At 46.4% G+C, this 15,998-nt stretch carries 11 protein-coding genes and 1 tRNA gene; 7 read left to right on the top strand and 5 right to left on the bottom strand.

The genetic code is table 11. The features are described 5' to 3' along the window. Positions 1-50: 50 nt before the first annotated feature. Positions 51-1,067, bottom strand: coding sequence for a tRNA (adenosine(37)-N6)-threonylcarbamoyltransferase complex transferase subunit TsaD (tsaD, locus tag L5M29_RS00165; RefSeq protein WP_263165596.1), 1,017 nt, complete (start codon positions 1,065-1,067; stop codon positions 51-53). Between the two features lie 215 nt (positions 1,068-1,282). Between tsaD and rpsU the strand changes: the two genes are divergently transcribed. From rpsU to L5M29_RS00140, 5 genes are all read left to right on the top strand, one after another. After that, positions 1,283-1,498 (top strand): 30S ribosomal protein S21, encoded by a 216-nt coding sequence (gene rpsU / locus L5M29_RS00160; RefSeq protein WP_006080725.1) that lies wholly within the window; start codon positions 1,283-1,285, stop codon positions 1,496-1,498. 6 nt (positions 1,499-1,504) lie between these two features. Further along, positions 1,505-1,948, top strand: a complete 444-nt coding sequence (locus tag L5M29_RS00155; protein ID WP_263165593.1) for a GatB/YqeY domain-containing protein — start codon at positions 1,505-1,507, stop codon at positions 1,946-1,948. A gap of 83 nt (positions 1,949-2,031) precedes the next feature. Beyond that, positions 2,032-3,756, top strand: a complete 1,725-nt coding sequence (gene dnaG / locus L5M29_RS00150; RefSeq protein WP_105249891.1) for a DNA primase — start codon at positions 2,032-2,034, stop codon at positions 3,754-3,756. A 135-nt stretch (positions 3,757-3,891) separates the two neighbouring features. Beyond that, positions 3,892-5,730 carry an RNA polymerase sigma factor RpoD gene (gene rpoD, locus L5M29_RS00145; RefSeq protein ID WP_105249892.1) on the top strand — a complete coding sequence of 613 codons (1,839 nt, stop codon included), beginning with the start codon at positions 3,892-3,894 and terminating at the stop codon, positions 5,728-5,730. 254 nt (positions 5,731-5,984) lie between these two features. Continuing rightward, positions 5,985-6,061 (top strand) — tRNA-Ile (locus L5M29_RS00140). A 242-nt stretch (positions 6,062-6,303) separates the two neighbouring features. Here the strand turns inward: L5M29_RS00140 and L5M29_RS00135 are convergent. Both L5M29_RS00135 and mak read right to left on the bottom strand, forming a co-directional pair. Beyond that, a complete protein-coding gene (locus L5M29_RS00135; RefSeq protein ID WP_263165591.1) occupies positions 6,304-8,424 on the bottom strand; it encodes a methyl-accepting chemotaxis protein in 2,121 nt (706 codons plus the stop codon). Positions 8,425-8,654: 230 nt separating this feature from the next. Continuing rightward, complete coding sequence (gene mak, locus L5M29_RS00130; protein WP_028760873.1) at positions 8,655-9,551, bottom strand: fructokinase; 897 nt, start codon at positions 9,549-9,551, stop codon at positions 8,655-8,657. Between the two features lie 419 nt (positions 9,552-9,970). Here mak and L5M29_RS00125 point away from each other — a divergent pair, with 419 nt between their 5' ends. Both L5M29_RS00125 and L5M29_RS00120 read left to right on the top strand, forming a co-directional pair. Next, positions 9,971-11,536 (top strand): peptide MFS transporter, encoded by a 1,566-nt coding sequence (locus L5M29_RS00125; protein ID WP_028760874.1) that lies wholly within the window; start codon positions 9,971-9,973, stop codon positions 11,534-11,536. A 513-nt stretch (positions 11,537-12,049) separates the two neighbouring features. Beyond that, entirely contained in the window at positions 12,050-13,057 is a 1,008-nt protein-coding gene (locus L5M29_RS00120; protein WP_263165589.1) for an LLM class flavin-dependent oxidoreductase, read from the top strand. A gap of 145 nt (positions 13,058-13,202) precedes the next feature. Here L5M29_RS00120 and gabT read toward each other — a convergent pair whose 3' ends face one another. Then, complete coding sequence (gabT, locus tag L5M29_RS00115) at positions 13,203-14,480, bottom strand: 4-aminobutyrate--2-oxoglutarate transaminase (RefSeq protein WP_113941280.1); 1,278 nt, start codon at positions 14,478-14,480, stop codon at positions 13,203-13,205. A gap of 32 nt (positions 14,481-14,512) precedes the next feature. Continuing rightward, a complete protein-coding gene (gene gabD, locus L5M29_RS00110) occupies positions 14,513-15,961 on the bottom strand; it encodes an NADP-dependent succinate-semialdehyde dehydrogenase (protein WP_263165588.1) in 1,449 nt (482 codons plus the stop codon). Positions 15,962-15,998: the final 37 nt, after the last annotated feature.

Genomic DNA, 15,998 nt, shown 5'->3' with positions numbered 1-15,998 from the left:
ATAAGCGCAGTTTTTTTGTCTCAACATAACCTATCAACATCAAAGGCGTTTTATGCCACAGGTGGCAAGGTATCTAACGGCCATCTTGGCTGACCTTTTACCGCCAAATCTTCGTGCTGCCCCGCCTTTAAACGCTGCAATCCTGCAAAGGCAATCATGGCGCCGTTATCGGTACAAAACTCACCACGGGGATAAAATACTTGTCCACCAAGCGAGCTCATCATTTCAGCCAAGGTTTCTCTTAAGCGCGTATTCGCACTCACGCCACCGGCGATCACTAAGCGGTTATAGCCTGTTTGCTTCAGTGCACGGCGACATTTAATCGCTAGCGTATCAACCACAGCTTCTTCAAAAGCACGAGCAATATTGGCACGAGTCTGTTCATCGTCAGGTTCGGCAGCAATGGTATTAGCGGTAAAAGTTTTTAGACCCGAAAAGCTAAAATCGAGTCCAGGTCTATCGGTCATAGGCCGCGGAAACTTATACCCTGCAGGTAAACCTTTAGCAGCAAGCTTTGCTAAACGCGGACCGCCGGGATAATCCAGCCCCATTAACTTAGCTGTTTTATCAAACGCTTCACCCGCAGCATCATCAACAGACTCGCCTAATACTTCATAGCGGCCAATTCCATCGACTTTAACCAACATAGAATGGCCACCAGAGACCAATAAGGCCACAAATGGGAACTCGGGCGCGTCATCTTCAAGCATAGGCGCGAGAAGGTGCCCTTCCATATGGTGAACACCGATTGCAGGCATGTCCCAAGCAAACGCCAGTGACCGCCCCACACAGGCGCCGACGAGTAAGGCGCCAATCAAACCTGGGCCCTTGGTATAGGCAATCCCATCAAGCTCGGCAATTTCAGTATTTGCATCTTTCAGCGCTTGACGAATAAGCGGCACAATTTTGCGCACATGGTCACGTGACGCCAACTCAGGCACCACACCACCATAGTCAGCATGCAGCTTAACCTGACTGTATAAAGTATGAGATAATAAGCCCAGTTCATCGTCATAGACGGCGATACCTGTCTCGTCACAGGATGTTTCAATACCTAAAACCCGCATGGTGTCTCATCAATTGCTAACTAAAGGACGCCAATTCTACCTGCAAGCGCTCGATTACTCCAGTCGCGCAGGCCATATTGAGTCCACTATAGGACTGAGCTCAGTTTTAGGGCTTTACAAGCCTAGGTGTCTCGGTATAAAATTCCGCACCATTTTAAATAGACTTGGTTCGAGCAATTGAACCAGAACAACCTACACCTAAGGGGTGATGGCGTATGCCAATTATTAAAGTACGTGAAAACGAACCATTCGACGTAGCTCTGCGTCGTTTCAAGCGCTCTTGTGAAAAAGCTGGTATTTTAGCCGACGTGCGTGCTCGTGAATTCTACGAGAAGCCAACTACTGCACGTAAGCGCGCAAAAGCAGCTGCAGTTAAACGTTTAGCTAAGAAGCTTTCTCGCGAAAACGCACGTCGCGTACGTTTATATTAATCTCATATGAGCCTAATTGATCAGCTAAAAGACCATATGAAACAGGCCATGATCGCCAAAGAGAAGGCGCGCTTGAGCACTATTCGTATGGCATTAGCCGCCATCAAGCAGATTGAAGTGGATACCCGCGAATCTCTGACTGATGAACAGGTTATAGCGGTCTTAACCAAAATGGTGAAACAACGTCGTGACTCGATTGCTCAATTTGAAGCAGCGGGTCGTAACGAGTTGGCCGACGTGGAAGCAGCAGAGATTCAAGTTATTGAAGCTTTCCTGCCTACCCCTCTTACAGAGGCGGAAATCGCGGCGCTCATCGATGCAACTATTTTAGAAGTAGGTGCATCCGCCATGGCGGATATGGGCAAAGTAATGGGAGCATTGAAATCTAAAGTGCAAGGACGTGCAGACATGGGCGCTATCGGCGCTATGATCCGTGCTAAATTGCAATAATTAGCGTTTCACTGTATGAACAAGCCGTGCCTATGCGCGGCTTGTTTGTTTAAATTCGCGCAAGGCGGGATTTTAAGCACTCAATGGCAATACCTCGTGATTTTATCAATGAGCTAATCGCTCGCACTGACATAGTCGAACTTATCGATCGTAAAGTGCCCTTGAAAAAGGCGGGTAAGAACTACTCGGCCTGTTGTCCTTTTCATAGCGAAAAATCACCTTCGTTTACCGTCAGCCGTGATAAACAGTTCTATCATTGCTTTGGCTGCGGTGCTCACGGCAACGCCATCGATTTTGTGATGGAGTATGACCGACTCGATTTTATTGATGCCATTGAAGATTTGGCGGGCCAGCTTGGATTAGAGGTTCCCAGAGAACAAGGCACAGGCAAGCGACATGATGACGGTTTAAGTCGTGACTTATATCAACTCATGGAAGAAGCGAGCCTTTACTTTCAAAACCAACTTAGACAACACCAAGATAAACAAAAAGTTATCGATTATCTTGCCTATCGCGGTTTATCCGATGATGTAGTAGAACATTTTGGTATTGGCTTTGCGCCAGACGGTTGGGATGGCTTATTGGGCCGCTATCGTCAGAATCAAGATGCGCAGGATAAGTTACTGACTGCGGGTATGTTAATTAGCAACGACAGTGGGAAACGTTACGACAGATTTCGTGACCGCCTCATGTTTCCTATCCGCGACAGGCGCGGACGAGTCATTGGTTTTGGTGGCAGAGTTTTAGGTGATGGCACACCCAAATACTTGAATTCTCCAGAAACGCCCATATTTCATAAGGGCAATGAGCTTTATGGTCTCTATGAACTAAAGCAGCGCTATCGCGATCCAGACAAAGTACTGATCGTTGAAGGCTATATGGATGTGGTGGCATTGGCGCAATTTGGCGTCGACTATGCTGTCGCATCATTAGGCACCTCGACCACAGCAGAGCAATTTCAGCTTTTGCTGCGCAGCGCTAAAGAAGTGATTTGCTGTTACGACGGCGACAGAGCAGGTACTGAAGCGGCATGGCGCGCCTTAGAAACGGCATTGCCATTATTAAAGCCGGGCGATCAAGTGCGATTTATGTTCCTGCCTCAGGCCGAAGATCCTGATTCTATGGTTCGTAAAATTGGTAAAGATGCATTTGAAACCTTAATGGACTCTGCCATTGCACTACCCGAGTTTCTATTTGACACGTTAGCGACAAAATACGGTACAGATAAAGGCAACTTAGCGAAACAAGCTTTTATCTTAATTGAAAAAATTCAAGACACTGTGCTGCAAAATTTACTGCTTGAGAACTTAGCTCACAAGTTAGGAATGAACAGCTCAGAAGATATGAAAAAGAAGCTAGGCTTTAGCGTGAAACAAGCTAAACCAATGGCAAGTAAAGGATTAAAAGGACGCGGTACACCATTGCGACTCGCCATCGCACTGTTAGTACAACATCCTAAACTGGGTATGGGTTTACCCCCACAACCCGCACTCGCCCACTTGCAGATGCCAGGCATAGAATTGCTGCCACTGTTATTGGAGATGACTCGAGAGCAAACGTTAAACAGCGCACAACTACTTGAACAATTCCGAGAGCACCCCTACAGCGGCACTCTCCATAAATTGGCCCAATGGGACCATCAAGTGGCGGATGAAAACTTGCTCGAAAAGTTTAAACAAACCCTGGTTTGGTTGAACAATCAATATATTGAACAACGATATCAGGAATTGAGTCTAAAGCAGACTCATACAAAAGAAGAGAAGATGCAGCTCTCGAAGCTGATCTCAGTCATGAAAGGGTTAAACTGAGGCAAAAATGTCCTCATTCGCTACCCCAGTGACTAGCACAGATATGTGCACACGGCTATAATTGACGATTTGCGCGGCACTTGGCTTATGCTAAGTGTCCGTCGTTGTAACAGTTTCCCAACTTGGATGATATCTATGGATCATACTCCGCAGTCGCAACTTAAGCTGTTGCTTGCCAAAGGTAAAGAGCAAGGTTACTTAACCTATGCAGAAGTGAACGATCACTTACCTGCAGACATGGTCGATTCTGACCAGATCGAAGATATTATCCAGATGATAAATGACATGGGTATCCGGGTGTTCGAAGAAGCCCCCGATGCCGATGACATGATGATGTCGGAAGACAACACAGACGAAGATGCAGCAGAAGAAGCCGCCGCAGCACTGGCAACAGTAGAAAGCGAACTTGGCCGCACAACCGATCCCGTACGCATGTACATGCGTGAAATGGGTACCGTTGAGCTTCTGACCCGCGAAGGCGAAATTGTTATCGCCAAACGCATCGAAGAAGGCATCAACACAGTTCAAAGTTCAGTCGCCGAATACCCACAAGCGATCGCTATGATCCTTGAGCAATTCGACCAATTTGAAGCTGACGAACTGCGCTTATCTGATATTATCTCTGGATTTGTAAACCCGGACGAAGATGATGTCGCCCCGACCGCCACTCACATCGGCTCAGAATTATCTGAAGAAGAGCTGGACGATGAAGATGACGAAGAGGATGACGATGACAGCGAAGATGAAGAAGAAGGCAACAAAGGGCCTGATCCTGAAGAAGCTCGTGAAAGATTCGGTCAACTCAGAGCCGCTTACGAAAGCGCACTGAAAATTATCGAAGCTAAGGGCCGTGAACACCCTGAATCGGTAAAAGCCCTCTTCGAAATCGGCGAAATTTTCAAAGAATTCCGCTTAGTGCCTAAGCAGTTTGACCGTTTAGTCAAAAGCATGCGCACTATGATGGACCGCGTGCGTGTTCAAGAACGTTTAGTATTAAAACTGTGCGTTGAACAAGCCAAAATGCCGAAGAAAAACTTCGTCAAATTCTTCACTGGCAACGAAACCAACCTTGATTGGTTCAACACTGAGAAAGCCTCAACGAAACCTTATGCCGAAGGCCTAAGAATGGTTGAAGATGACGTCATTCGTTGTCGTACCAAGCTTGCAGCAGTTGAAGAAGAAACCGGCTTAGCGATTTCTGCCATAAAAGACATCAACCGTCGTATGTCAATCGGTGAAGCCAAAGCACGCCGTGCGAAGAAAGAAATGGTTGAAGCGAACTTACGTCTGGTAATTTCTATCGCGAAGAAATACACCAACCGTGGTCTGCAATTCTTGGACTTAATCCAAGAAGGTAACATTGGCTTAATGAAAGCTGTAGATAAATTCGAATACCGTCGTGGTTACAAATTTTCGACCTATGCAACTTGGTGGATCCGTCAGGCGATTACCCGTTCTATCGCCGACCAAGCGCGTACGATTCGAATTCCAGTACACATGATCGAAACGATCAACAAGCTGAACCGTATCTCTCGCCAAATGCTACAGGAAATGGGCCGCGAGCCTTCACCTGAAGAACTGGCTGAGCGTATGATGATGCCGGAAGATAAGATCCGTAAGGTACTGAAAATAGCTAAAGAACCTATCTCCATGGAAACCCCAATCGGTGACGATGAAGATTCGCATTTAGGTGATTTTATCGAGGATACTACCCTCGAATTACCACTGGATTCAGCGACCAGCGAAAGCTTGAAAAACGCCACCCACGAAGTGTTAGCAGGTTTAACCGCCCGTGAAGCGAAAGTGCTGCGTATGCGTTTTGGTATCGATATGAACACTGACCACACTCTTGAAGAAGTGGGTAAACAGTTCGACGTGACCCGTGAACGTATTCGTCAAATTGAAGCTAAGGCACTGCGCAAACTGCGTCACCCTTCACGCTCAGAAATCTTAAAATCGTTCCTAGATGAATAGGCTGTTACAAGCCTAAAGTCATCTAAGATGGATTAAAGCCCTGCCCATGCAGGGCTTTTTATTGTCTTTATCACCTCAATTTATGCACAAGCACAGCATCGAAGCCTTAAATTCAGGCGACGATTGCATTTAAGTTGATTAACAGATAACCAATTGAATCAGTTGCGTGAATTTCCAGCCAAAACACGGGTGACAAGCGTAAGTAAGCTTAGTATACTTCCTCCCGCTTCAGGTAATGACGATTACCTTAAGTCGGCCCCTTAGCTCAGTTGGTTAGAGCACACGACTCATAATCGTTAGGTCCACGGTTCAAGTCCGTGAGGGGCCACCACCCGATTCAACGAAAAAGCCCATTGATCCAATGGGCTTTTTTGTATCTAAAAACTGATCTCCGCTAGTTATCACACAATATCCATGTATTTACACATTCCCCTCGCTGAACTGTTTTAAATTTTTAGCCTATTCGATGCTATTTAAATATCCATAAAAATAGGCTCTTTGATAAGTGTTAAGCAGCAACACAATCAAAGAGCCTATTTAAAATCAATGAACTAATTCAACAAACCTCTGGTGCTAGGTTTTTAACTTGCCTAACTGCTCATGTTGCTGCTTCACTAAGTTTGCTAAAACTACACTGCTTTGCTGTGCTTCACCCGCAAGACGTGCAAGTTCAGAAGCCGAATCAGAAATGCCTGTAATATTGCGATTAACCTCTTCAGTCACCGCGCTCTGCTCTTCTGCCGCTGCCGCGATATGGGTCACTTGGCCCGAAATTTCTTCAATCTGACTCACCATAGAGTTCAATGAGTTCAGCGCTTGCTCAGTTTGAGATACGGCCATTTGTGCCCGTTCAGCGCCTTTATCTATGATGCCAGAAGCACTTTGAACTTCTTTTTGCAGTGCATCGATAAGAGTACTAATATCATTCGTCGAGCTTTGAGTCTTAGATGCCAGCGCACGGACTTCGTCAGCCACCACGGCAAAACCCCGTCCTTGTTCACCCGCTCTCGCCGCCTCAATCGCCGCATTTAATGCCAGCAGGTTTGTTTGTGCGGCAATGGAGCTGATCACCTCAAGAATACGACTAATATTCATACTGCTGTCTGCGACTTTACTCACGGCCAGCTTAGCTTCCATTGACTCTTTAGACATAGTCGCCACAAAGCCCATCGCCTTAGTCAGACTTTCTTCACTGTGACGAATGTTGCGTGACATAGCTTCTGTTTCTGCAGCGGTTTGCTCAGACGCCTTAGCAACCTCAAGTGCGGTGGCACTCATTTGGTTTACGGCCGTTACCACACTCTCAATTTCACCATATTGACGATTGACACTATCACGCGTGAGCTGGGCAATTTTCGCTGAAGCTTGGCTTTCTTCCTGAGAACGACTCGCGAGGGTTTTAAGTTCGGCAATCAAGTTTTTCAGTTTATAAATAAAGGAGTTGAAACCTTTTGCTAACGCAATCAACTCTGCATGGGAGTCCACTTCTATCGATTGCGTTAAATCGCCATCAGCGCTTGCCAAGTGTTCTACACGGCCTTGGATCATCTTTAAGGGTGAAATAATGCTACGGATCACTAGGCTAATCGTAATCACAGCAGCAATCGACACGACAACACCGACCATGAGCAACAAACTTCCCAAGGAAGTTGCCATTTCATCCATGTCATTATTTAACACAATCGAACTCTTGTACGCCTGCGCAGTCGGCACTTGGATCACTAAGGACCACTCGGCATTCGCTAAAGGGATCTTAATTGGGTAGGCAACAATAATTTCATCATCGTTAACCATGTAACCCGAGTTCTTGTGTAACGAGATGATTTGTGAGGCTATAGCTGGATTTATTGACTCAGCTAAAGGACGAGCCTTTTTGCTGTAATGACTTGCTGCAACCACTAAACCTCGGGTACTCAATAAAGTTACTTTCGCTTGCCCATCGTAGAGGCTCTTAGATAACTTATCGATAAGAGTTTGAAAGACTGGTAAGTTTAAATCAACACCGACCACACCGATAAACTGTTTACGCTTAAGCACAGGCACAGTTAGCGAGGTCATTAATGCTTTGTTACCGGGAGTGATTTCGTATAAATACGGCTCCATTAGACAGGGCTTTAGGGTTTCTTTACCGCATAAATACCATTCTGCATCACGGATCCCAAATTCATTTAGGCTAGTAAGGTATTTTTCTGCTGAATCTTCAACCTGTTGATGTGCAACAGTGCCATTGTCATCACGGGTATAGTAAACCTCTAGCACACCCGATGTCGTGACACTGTGGCTGGAATTAATATTCAGAAACTCAGTATCGAGCCCATCATAACCATTAGGTTCAAACTGGGCATACATGGAGGAAACTTGCGCATTTTTCTTAAGCACAGCCGCCACAGTGAGTTCTAAACGATCACGCTTTAAGGGAAGTTCTTCTGCTGTACTCTCCACCATACCGGCAAAAGAGTAAGGAATACGATAGGCTTCGTTAATAAATCCAGCGACCATTTCACCATATTCACCGGCGCGGGCTTCGAGTTTATCCCGCGTTTCAGTTTGTAGGGTATTTTGAACTTGATCCGATAATTGCGCGTTTTGAGCCGACAGTGTCCACCATAAACTGATAGATAAAATAGCCACTATCGATAAAAATAATGCTGATGTAATCCACAACAACTTAGTACTGATGGACAAATGCTTCATCTAGTAAACTCCCAAGAGAACGACAATAGCGTAATTATTTTGATCTACTTTATTTTTATACTTTCTATACAGCATTAAAAATAGCACTTAGGGTAAGAATTACCAGTACTTAAGATAAAGAGTTGTCAATGGAATGTAAAACTTTTGAATGACTAAATAAAAAAAAGGCCAAATTCAAATAAATGAATTCAGCCTTTAATATCAAACACTATTCTTGATTGAGTCTAGGATTAGCGTCCCCACAACCAAGCGGCGCCACGCACCCCCGATGAAGCACCATAATAATTTTTAACAACAGGTGTGTGGCACTCTCGGCCAACCACATAGAGCGGCAAAATTTTTGGTAATTCGGTATAAATAGCATCAATGTTAGACACACCGCCGCCAAGGACGATAACATCAGGATCCATCATATTGATCACATGGGCCAATGAACGGGCTAAACGATCAATAAAGCGGTTAAATGCTTGAGTTGCCAGCGGATCTCCCGCTTGCATCATTTGGGCAATTTCAATACCGCTGTCAGCAACACCGCCTGCAGCGCGAAAGTCGCGAACAAAGCCTGTTCCAGATATAAACGTTTCGATACAGTCTCTATTACCACAAAAACACGTCGTGGTATTAAATTCATCGGCTTTCATCCACGGTAAAGGATTATGGCCCCACTCACCACCAATACCATTGCCACCATCATGTACTTGGCCTTTGATGGCGATACCAGCACCACATCCCGTTCCAATAATGGCACCAAATACAACGGACTTTCCTGCGGCAGCGCCATCTACCGCTTCTGATACGGCAAAACAGTTCGCATCATTAGCAATTTTTACTTTACGATTTAATCGAGTCCCCAGATCTACATCGAGTGGATGACCATTGATCCAAGTTGAATTAGCATTTTTTACTAGGCCAGTAAAAGGAGAAACAACCCCAGGAATACCAATTCCAATAGTGGCGGTTTGCTGCAGGCTGTCTTCAACTTCAGTTACCAATGCAACCAAAGCATTGACTGTCGCAACATATTCTCTCGGTGTCGGGATGCGTTTACGAAAGACTTCGTTACCATCGCTATCTAATGCGACTACCTCGATTTTTGTGCCACCAAGATCGATACCAATTCGTAACATTCATATACTCCGTTTAAATATATTTAACGCAAAGCGGTGCATTAACAACCTGATGCATATCTGCAACTGTAGAGACGCTGCTAAGTAGAACTTTTCGTTTTAAAGTTATCTACATTAGAATTTCCAAGCGCACTATGCCTGCTGGACAAACAGCAATCAACCTCAATGTATTTAAATACACCATAGCGCATACCTGCACATGCCATTATCTGCTTATCCGATAGTACTGCGAATGTTCCTTGATTTATCCGCAGCAGAAAAACTTGGATAGAACTGTCCCCGCTTAAATCCACCTTAAAATTGATAAGGTCATTTGTAACAAAGTCTGTTTTTGCCTATGTCTGCCATTGGTTTGAATTGGTTATCGCCTTATACTTTTGAGCTCAAATATTAAAACAACAATGTTGGAAGCAAGCGATATGACTATTGGGACTGCTCCGGTAAGTAAAACACATTCATTTATGACTGTGTCTCTTATCGAATTATGGGAACGCTTTGGTTATTACGGCATGCAAGCGCTGATTGTGTACTTTATGGTGCAGCGCCTTGGCTTTGATGACTCACGTGCAAACTTAGTATGGAGTGCCTGTGCGGCACTTATTTATGTATCACCGGCAATTGGTGGCTGGGTTGGGGATAAAATCCTCGGCACCAAACGCACTATGCTGCTCGGTGCGGGGATCCTCTCTCTGGGTTATGCGCTAATGGCCGTACCCACTGAAAATACGTGGTTTATGTTTTCAGCGCTCGGCGTGATTGTGGTCGGTAACGGCCTATTCAAGCCGAATGCGGGTAACTTAGTCCGTAAAATTTACGAAGGTGACGACTCTAAAATCGACAGTGCTTTTACCATCTATTACATGGCGGTAAACGTGGGATCGACCTTCTCTATGTTGCTCACGCCTTGGATTAAAGATTACGTTAACGCCCAGTATGGCAACGAATTTGGCTGGCACGCGGCCTTTGCCGTGTGCTGTGTCGGTATATTGGTGGGGTTAGGTAACTATGCACTCATGCGTAAGAGTCTAGTCCATTACGGTTCTGAGCCAGATACTCGCCCTGTGAACAAGAAAAACCTCGCGATTGTATTGGGTCTATCCGCATTGTCAGTTGTCGCTTCAGCCATTATTCTTGAATACGAAGCTGTTGCGCGCGTCTTCGTTTATGCAGCAGGCGTAGCCGTATTGGCAATCTTCTTCCACTTAATCCGCACCAGCGAAACCAGTGAAAGAGCGGGACTGATTGCAGCACTGATCCTTACCGTGCAAACTGTGTTCTTCTTTATTTTCTATCAACAAATGTCAACGTCACTCGCGCTGTTTGCCCTGCGTAACGTGGATTGGGATTTTCAAGTTTTTGGTACCCACTTGTGGACTTGGTCACCTGCCCAGTTCCAAGCATTAAATCCATTATGGATTATGGTATTAAGTCCAGTACTCGCATGGAGCTATTCGTGGGCTGGACGCAATGATAAAGACTTTTCTATCGCGGCGAAATTTGCTCTCGGTTTTGCCGTTGTGGCGATTGGCTTCTTTATCTATGGCTTTGCGGGCCAATTTGCCGTCAATGGTAAAACCTCTTCATGGATCATGATCTGGGGCTATGCCTCTTACTCTTTAGGGGAATTGCTGGTGAGTGGTCTTGGACTTGCCATGATTGCTCGTTACGTACCTGCACGCATGGGCGGCTTTATGATGGGTGCCTATTTCGTCGCATCAGGTATTTCCCAGTATTTAGGCGGTGTGGTTGCTAACTTCGCCAGTGTACCCAAGGATTTAGTCGACCCACTGCAAACCTTACCCGTATACACAAGTCTGTTTAATAAACTAGGTATAGCCGCTGTGGTCTGTACCTTTATCGCACTTGCGGTATTACCTCTGATGCGTCGCCTGACTGAGACTCACCATTCACATAACAATGCGGCTGATCATGATATTAATGAAAGTGCTGCAGCATCGCTACGGGATGTGAAAGCCGAGCAGTAATGCTCGACTGACAATAGCGATTTTTCTATTGCATAACATTAACTGCCGATAGCCCTGCTATCGGCAGTTTTTTATCACTTCATTCAACATCGTTTATACCCTTATATTGCTACTCATAACCAAATGAGCTTTAGCGAAAGTCATGCAATCCTACTGTGACTGGCTTAGCGCTGAGTTGCTGAGAATAAGAACTTCAGTTCCACATTATCGGCCCTCACACGCGGATGACTTCAGCCCCTCAATTTGTTACAAAGCGAGTACACACTCAGTTGCATGGCGATGCTCAAGTGCAGACTCACATTGAAATAATGAAGGGGAAAGTGTTATCCATTAAAGCTTGATAAGCCGTATCGTTAACCCCATATCAATAACACTGAATACCTTTTATTCATCAAGACTGAGCCGTTAACGCTTTTTCTTAGCAATGAGCCTAGCAATGCAACAAACAATACGCCTAACACAGTTAGCGCCTCTTGTTGTTGCTAGCAAAAACGGCAGTCACTTGGAGACACTATGTCACAGCAGACATCAATATTGGCCGATATTCCCTTCTCGCTATTGGAACTCGCGCCCATGCGCCAAGGCTCAACCGTAGGCGAAACGCTACACAACAGTTTGCAGTATGCCAACGAAGCCGACAGACTCGGCTTTAATCGTTTTTGGTTTGCCGAACACCACAATATGCCCGGTATCGCCAGCGCGGCGACCTCGGTATTAATTGGTTATATTGCTGGCAATACGCAGCATATTCGCGTCGGCGCGGGTGGGATTATGCTGCCAAACCATGCGCCTTTAGTGGTCGCCGAACAGTTCGGTACCCTTGAAAGCTTATATCCTGGTCGAATCGATTTAGGACTGGGCCGCGCGCCCGGCAGCGATCAAATTACCAGTCGAGCACTGAACCGTGATACCAGTCGCGCCGAACAATTCCCCGAAGAAGTCAGTGAATTACAAACTCTACTTGGCCCTTACAATGGTCGCCATGCGGTGCGAGCGATTCCTGGAGAAGGCACTAATGTGCCGATTTGGTTATTGGGCTCGAGTCTCTTTAGCGCACAGTTAGCGGCGCAGCGCGGTTTGCCCTATGTGTTTGCGGGCCACTTTGCACCACGTTTTCTCTACGATGCGATTGAAATCTATCGCCGCGACTTTAAACCTTCTCAAGTGCTTGATAAACCCTATGTGATGCTCGGCTTGCCGTTAGTTGCCGCCAACACTGATGAAGAGGCGCAATTTCTGGGCACAACCTCGAAACAGCGCGTGCTGGCACTTATCCGTGGTCACGAGTTATGGCTAAAGCCACCGGTTGATACTATGGATGGCTTATGGAGTGCGCAAGAAGAAACCTATGTCGATAATTTCTTAGGTTTATCTGTCATTGGCGGCCCAGCGACGATTAAGCATCGTTTGGAAATGATAGTAAAAGAACTCGGCGTGAATGAGTTTATCTTTACCAACGACTTGTATGATCTTGATAAACGCAAAAAGGCATTACAGATCCTAATGGAGATTAAAAAGTAGTGATTCATTTAACTGATGAGTGCTGAAAGTCACTGGCAGTAAAAACAGCCAACTCCAAAACAATCGCCCCAATAAAAATCCCGCCGAAGCGGGATTTTTATTATGCAAAACTGTCATCTAAAACCATTTTTATATCAAAGCGATATTAGCTTTTCAGTACGGCATTAAAGCTGGCGCTAAGAATACCAAGGCCTGCATCAATTTGTGCATCCGGCGCCGTTAATGGCACCAAAATGCGCAGCACATTACCGTAGGTACCGCAGGATAATAAAATCAATCCACGGTCACGGGCATCGCTCAACACTTGCGCGCAATAGTGCGGCGCAGGTTTACCTTCTTCCATCAATTCGATGGCGATCATAGCGCCTAAACCACGCACATCGGCGATTTGCGCATGTTCGACCTGCATTACATTCAGGGCAGACTTAATGCGCTCACCAATGGCATTAGCCCTTTCTAGCAACTTTTCTTCTTCAAACACTTCAATGACAGCAAGCGCAGCGGCGCACGCTAACGGATTGCCACCATAAGTACCGCCAAGACCACCGGGACCCACTGCATCCATGACTTGGGCGCGGCCGGTAATACCCGATAGTGGAAAACCACCTGCAATAGATTTAGCAAAGGTCGTGATATCTGCAGCAACACCCATTTGCTCCATAGCGAAGAAAGTGCCAGTACGGCCCGCGCCTGTTTGCACTTCATCGGCGATCAGCATAATGCCTTCACGGTCGCATAGTGCGCGTAAACGTTGCATAAAGGCGGGCGATGCGGCGTAGAAACCGCCCTCGCCCTGCACTGGCTCTAAAATAATGGCGGCGATATCACTCGGCTCGGCATCATTTTTAAAGATACGTTCAATCGAGGCCATAGCATCGTCATCGGACACGCCATGCATTTCGCACGGGAACTCAGCGCGGAACACATTCGCCGACATCAGCCCCATACCTTTACTGTAAGGCGCGACTTTTCCGGTCAATGCCAAAGCCGCAATAGTGCGACCATGGTAGCCCGAGGTAAACGCAATCACACCAGCACGTTTGGTATAGGCACGCGCCACTTTAACTGCGTTTTCAACCGCTTCTGAACCACTAGTGAATAGTGCCGTCTTCTTGGCAAAATCCCCAGGAACCAGTTGATTGAGCTTTTCACATACTTGGATATAGCTCTCGTAGCCGAGCACCATAAAACAGGTATGGGAAAAATTATCCAGCTGAGCCGCAACCGCCGCCTTCACTTTAGGATGAAGGTGACCCGTATTGAGCACGGCAATGCCGCCCGCAAAATCGATAAACTCGCGACCTTCAACATCCCACACAGTCGCATTTTCGGCGCGGGCGGTAAAAATAGGGTGAATTTGCCCGACACCACCCGCAACTGCGGCTTGGCGACGTGCCATCAATGAATCATTGGTTGTTGTCATTTAGTCTTCCTCACTCGCCAAATCGGGCCGTATTAAACGGACATGCAGATGTATTTGATTTCTAGATATTCTTCGATACCGAACTTAGAGCCTTCGCGGCCAAGCCCTGAAGATTTCATCCCGCCAAAAGGTGCGACTTCCGTCGAAATCAAGCCAGTGTTGACCCCAACCATGCCATATTCCAAGGCTTCGGCGACTTTCCACACCAATGAAATATCGCGACCATAGAAATAGGCGGCGAGGCCAAATTCAGTATCATTAGCTTGTTTAATCACATCGTCGACATCGCTGAATTTAAACAGCGGCGCGAGTGGACCAAAGGTTTCTTCGCGGGCAACAAGCATGCTTTTATCGACATTGGTGAGCACGGTTGGCTCGAAGAAATTACCGCCAAGATCATGAACTTTGCCGCCCGCGATCACAGAGGCGCCTTTAGCGATAGCATCGATAAGGTGACTTTGTACTTTCTCGACCGCGGCAGCATTGATCAACGGACCCGTAGTGATGCCCTCGTTGATGCCCTCTCCGACCTTAAGCTTGCCAACAGCAGTGCTAAGTTTTAAGGCAAACTCGTCGTATACACCGTCTTGCACATAAATGCGGTTAGCGCAGACGCAGGTTTGGCCGGCATTACGATATTTAGCTATCATGGCGCCTTCGACTGCGGCATCGATATTGGCATCGTTAAATACGATAAATGGTGCATTGCCGCCAAGCTCTAGCGACAGTTTTTTTAAGGTAGGCGCACATTGCGCCATTAATTTAATACCGATATTGGTTGAGCCAGTGAAAGACAGCTTACGCACTATCGGGTTGCTGCACATTTCATTACCAATCTGCACCGCATCACCCGTTAACACACTAAATACGCCCGCAGGAATACCGGCACGCTTAGCAAGTTCAGCCATCGCTAATGCGGTAAAGGGTGTTTGGTGCGCAGGTTTTACCACCATAGTGCAACCCGCAGCTAACGCTGGAGCGGCTTTGCGGGTGATCATAGCCGCAGGAAAGTTCCACGGCGTAATCGCGGCGGTTACACCGACAGGCTGCTTAATTACTATCAAGCGCTTATCCCCTTGATGCCCAGGAATGGTATCGCCATAAATACGTTTCGCTTCTTCGGCAAACCACTCGATAAACGAAGCGGCATAGGTTACTTCACCTTTCGCTTCTGCCAGCGGTTTACCCTGCTCAGTCGTCATGAGCAATGCTAAGTCATCACTGTTTTCATTGAGTAATTCAAACCAACGCCTTAACTTAGCGCCGCGCTCTTTGGCTGTGAGCGCTCGCCATGCAGGTAAAGCCGCTTCTGCCGCCTTAATCGCCATTTCAGTTTCAACTTGTCCCATATTAGGAACGTAGCCAATCACGGCATTCGTTGCGGGATTAACCACCTTTAGCGTGTCACCAGAAACGGCATCACACCATTGACCATTAATAAAAGACTGTTGACGTAGCAAACTCGGATCATTTAATTGCACAAGGATTTCCTCGTATTATGAAGCTACTTAGCTTCTT

The sequence above is a fragment of the Shewanella sp. SM95 genome, from assembly GCF_025653595.1.
GTDB lineage: Bacteria > Pseudomonadota > Gammaproteobacteria > Enterobacterales > Shewanellaceae > Shewanella > Shewanella oncorhynchi.
This window is presented reverse-complemented; position numbering and strand designations above follow the sequence as displayed.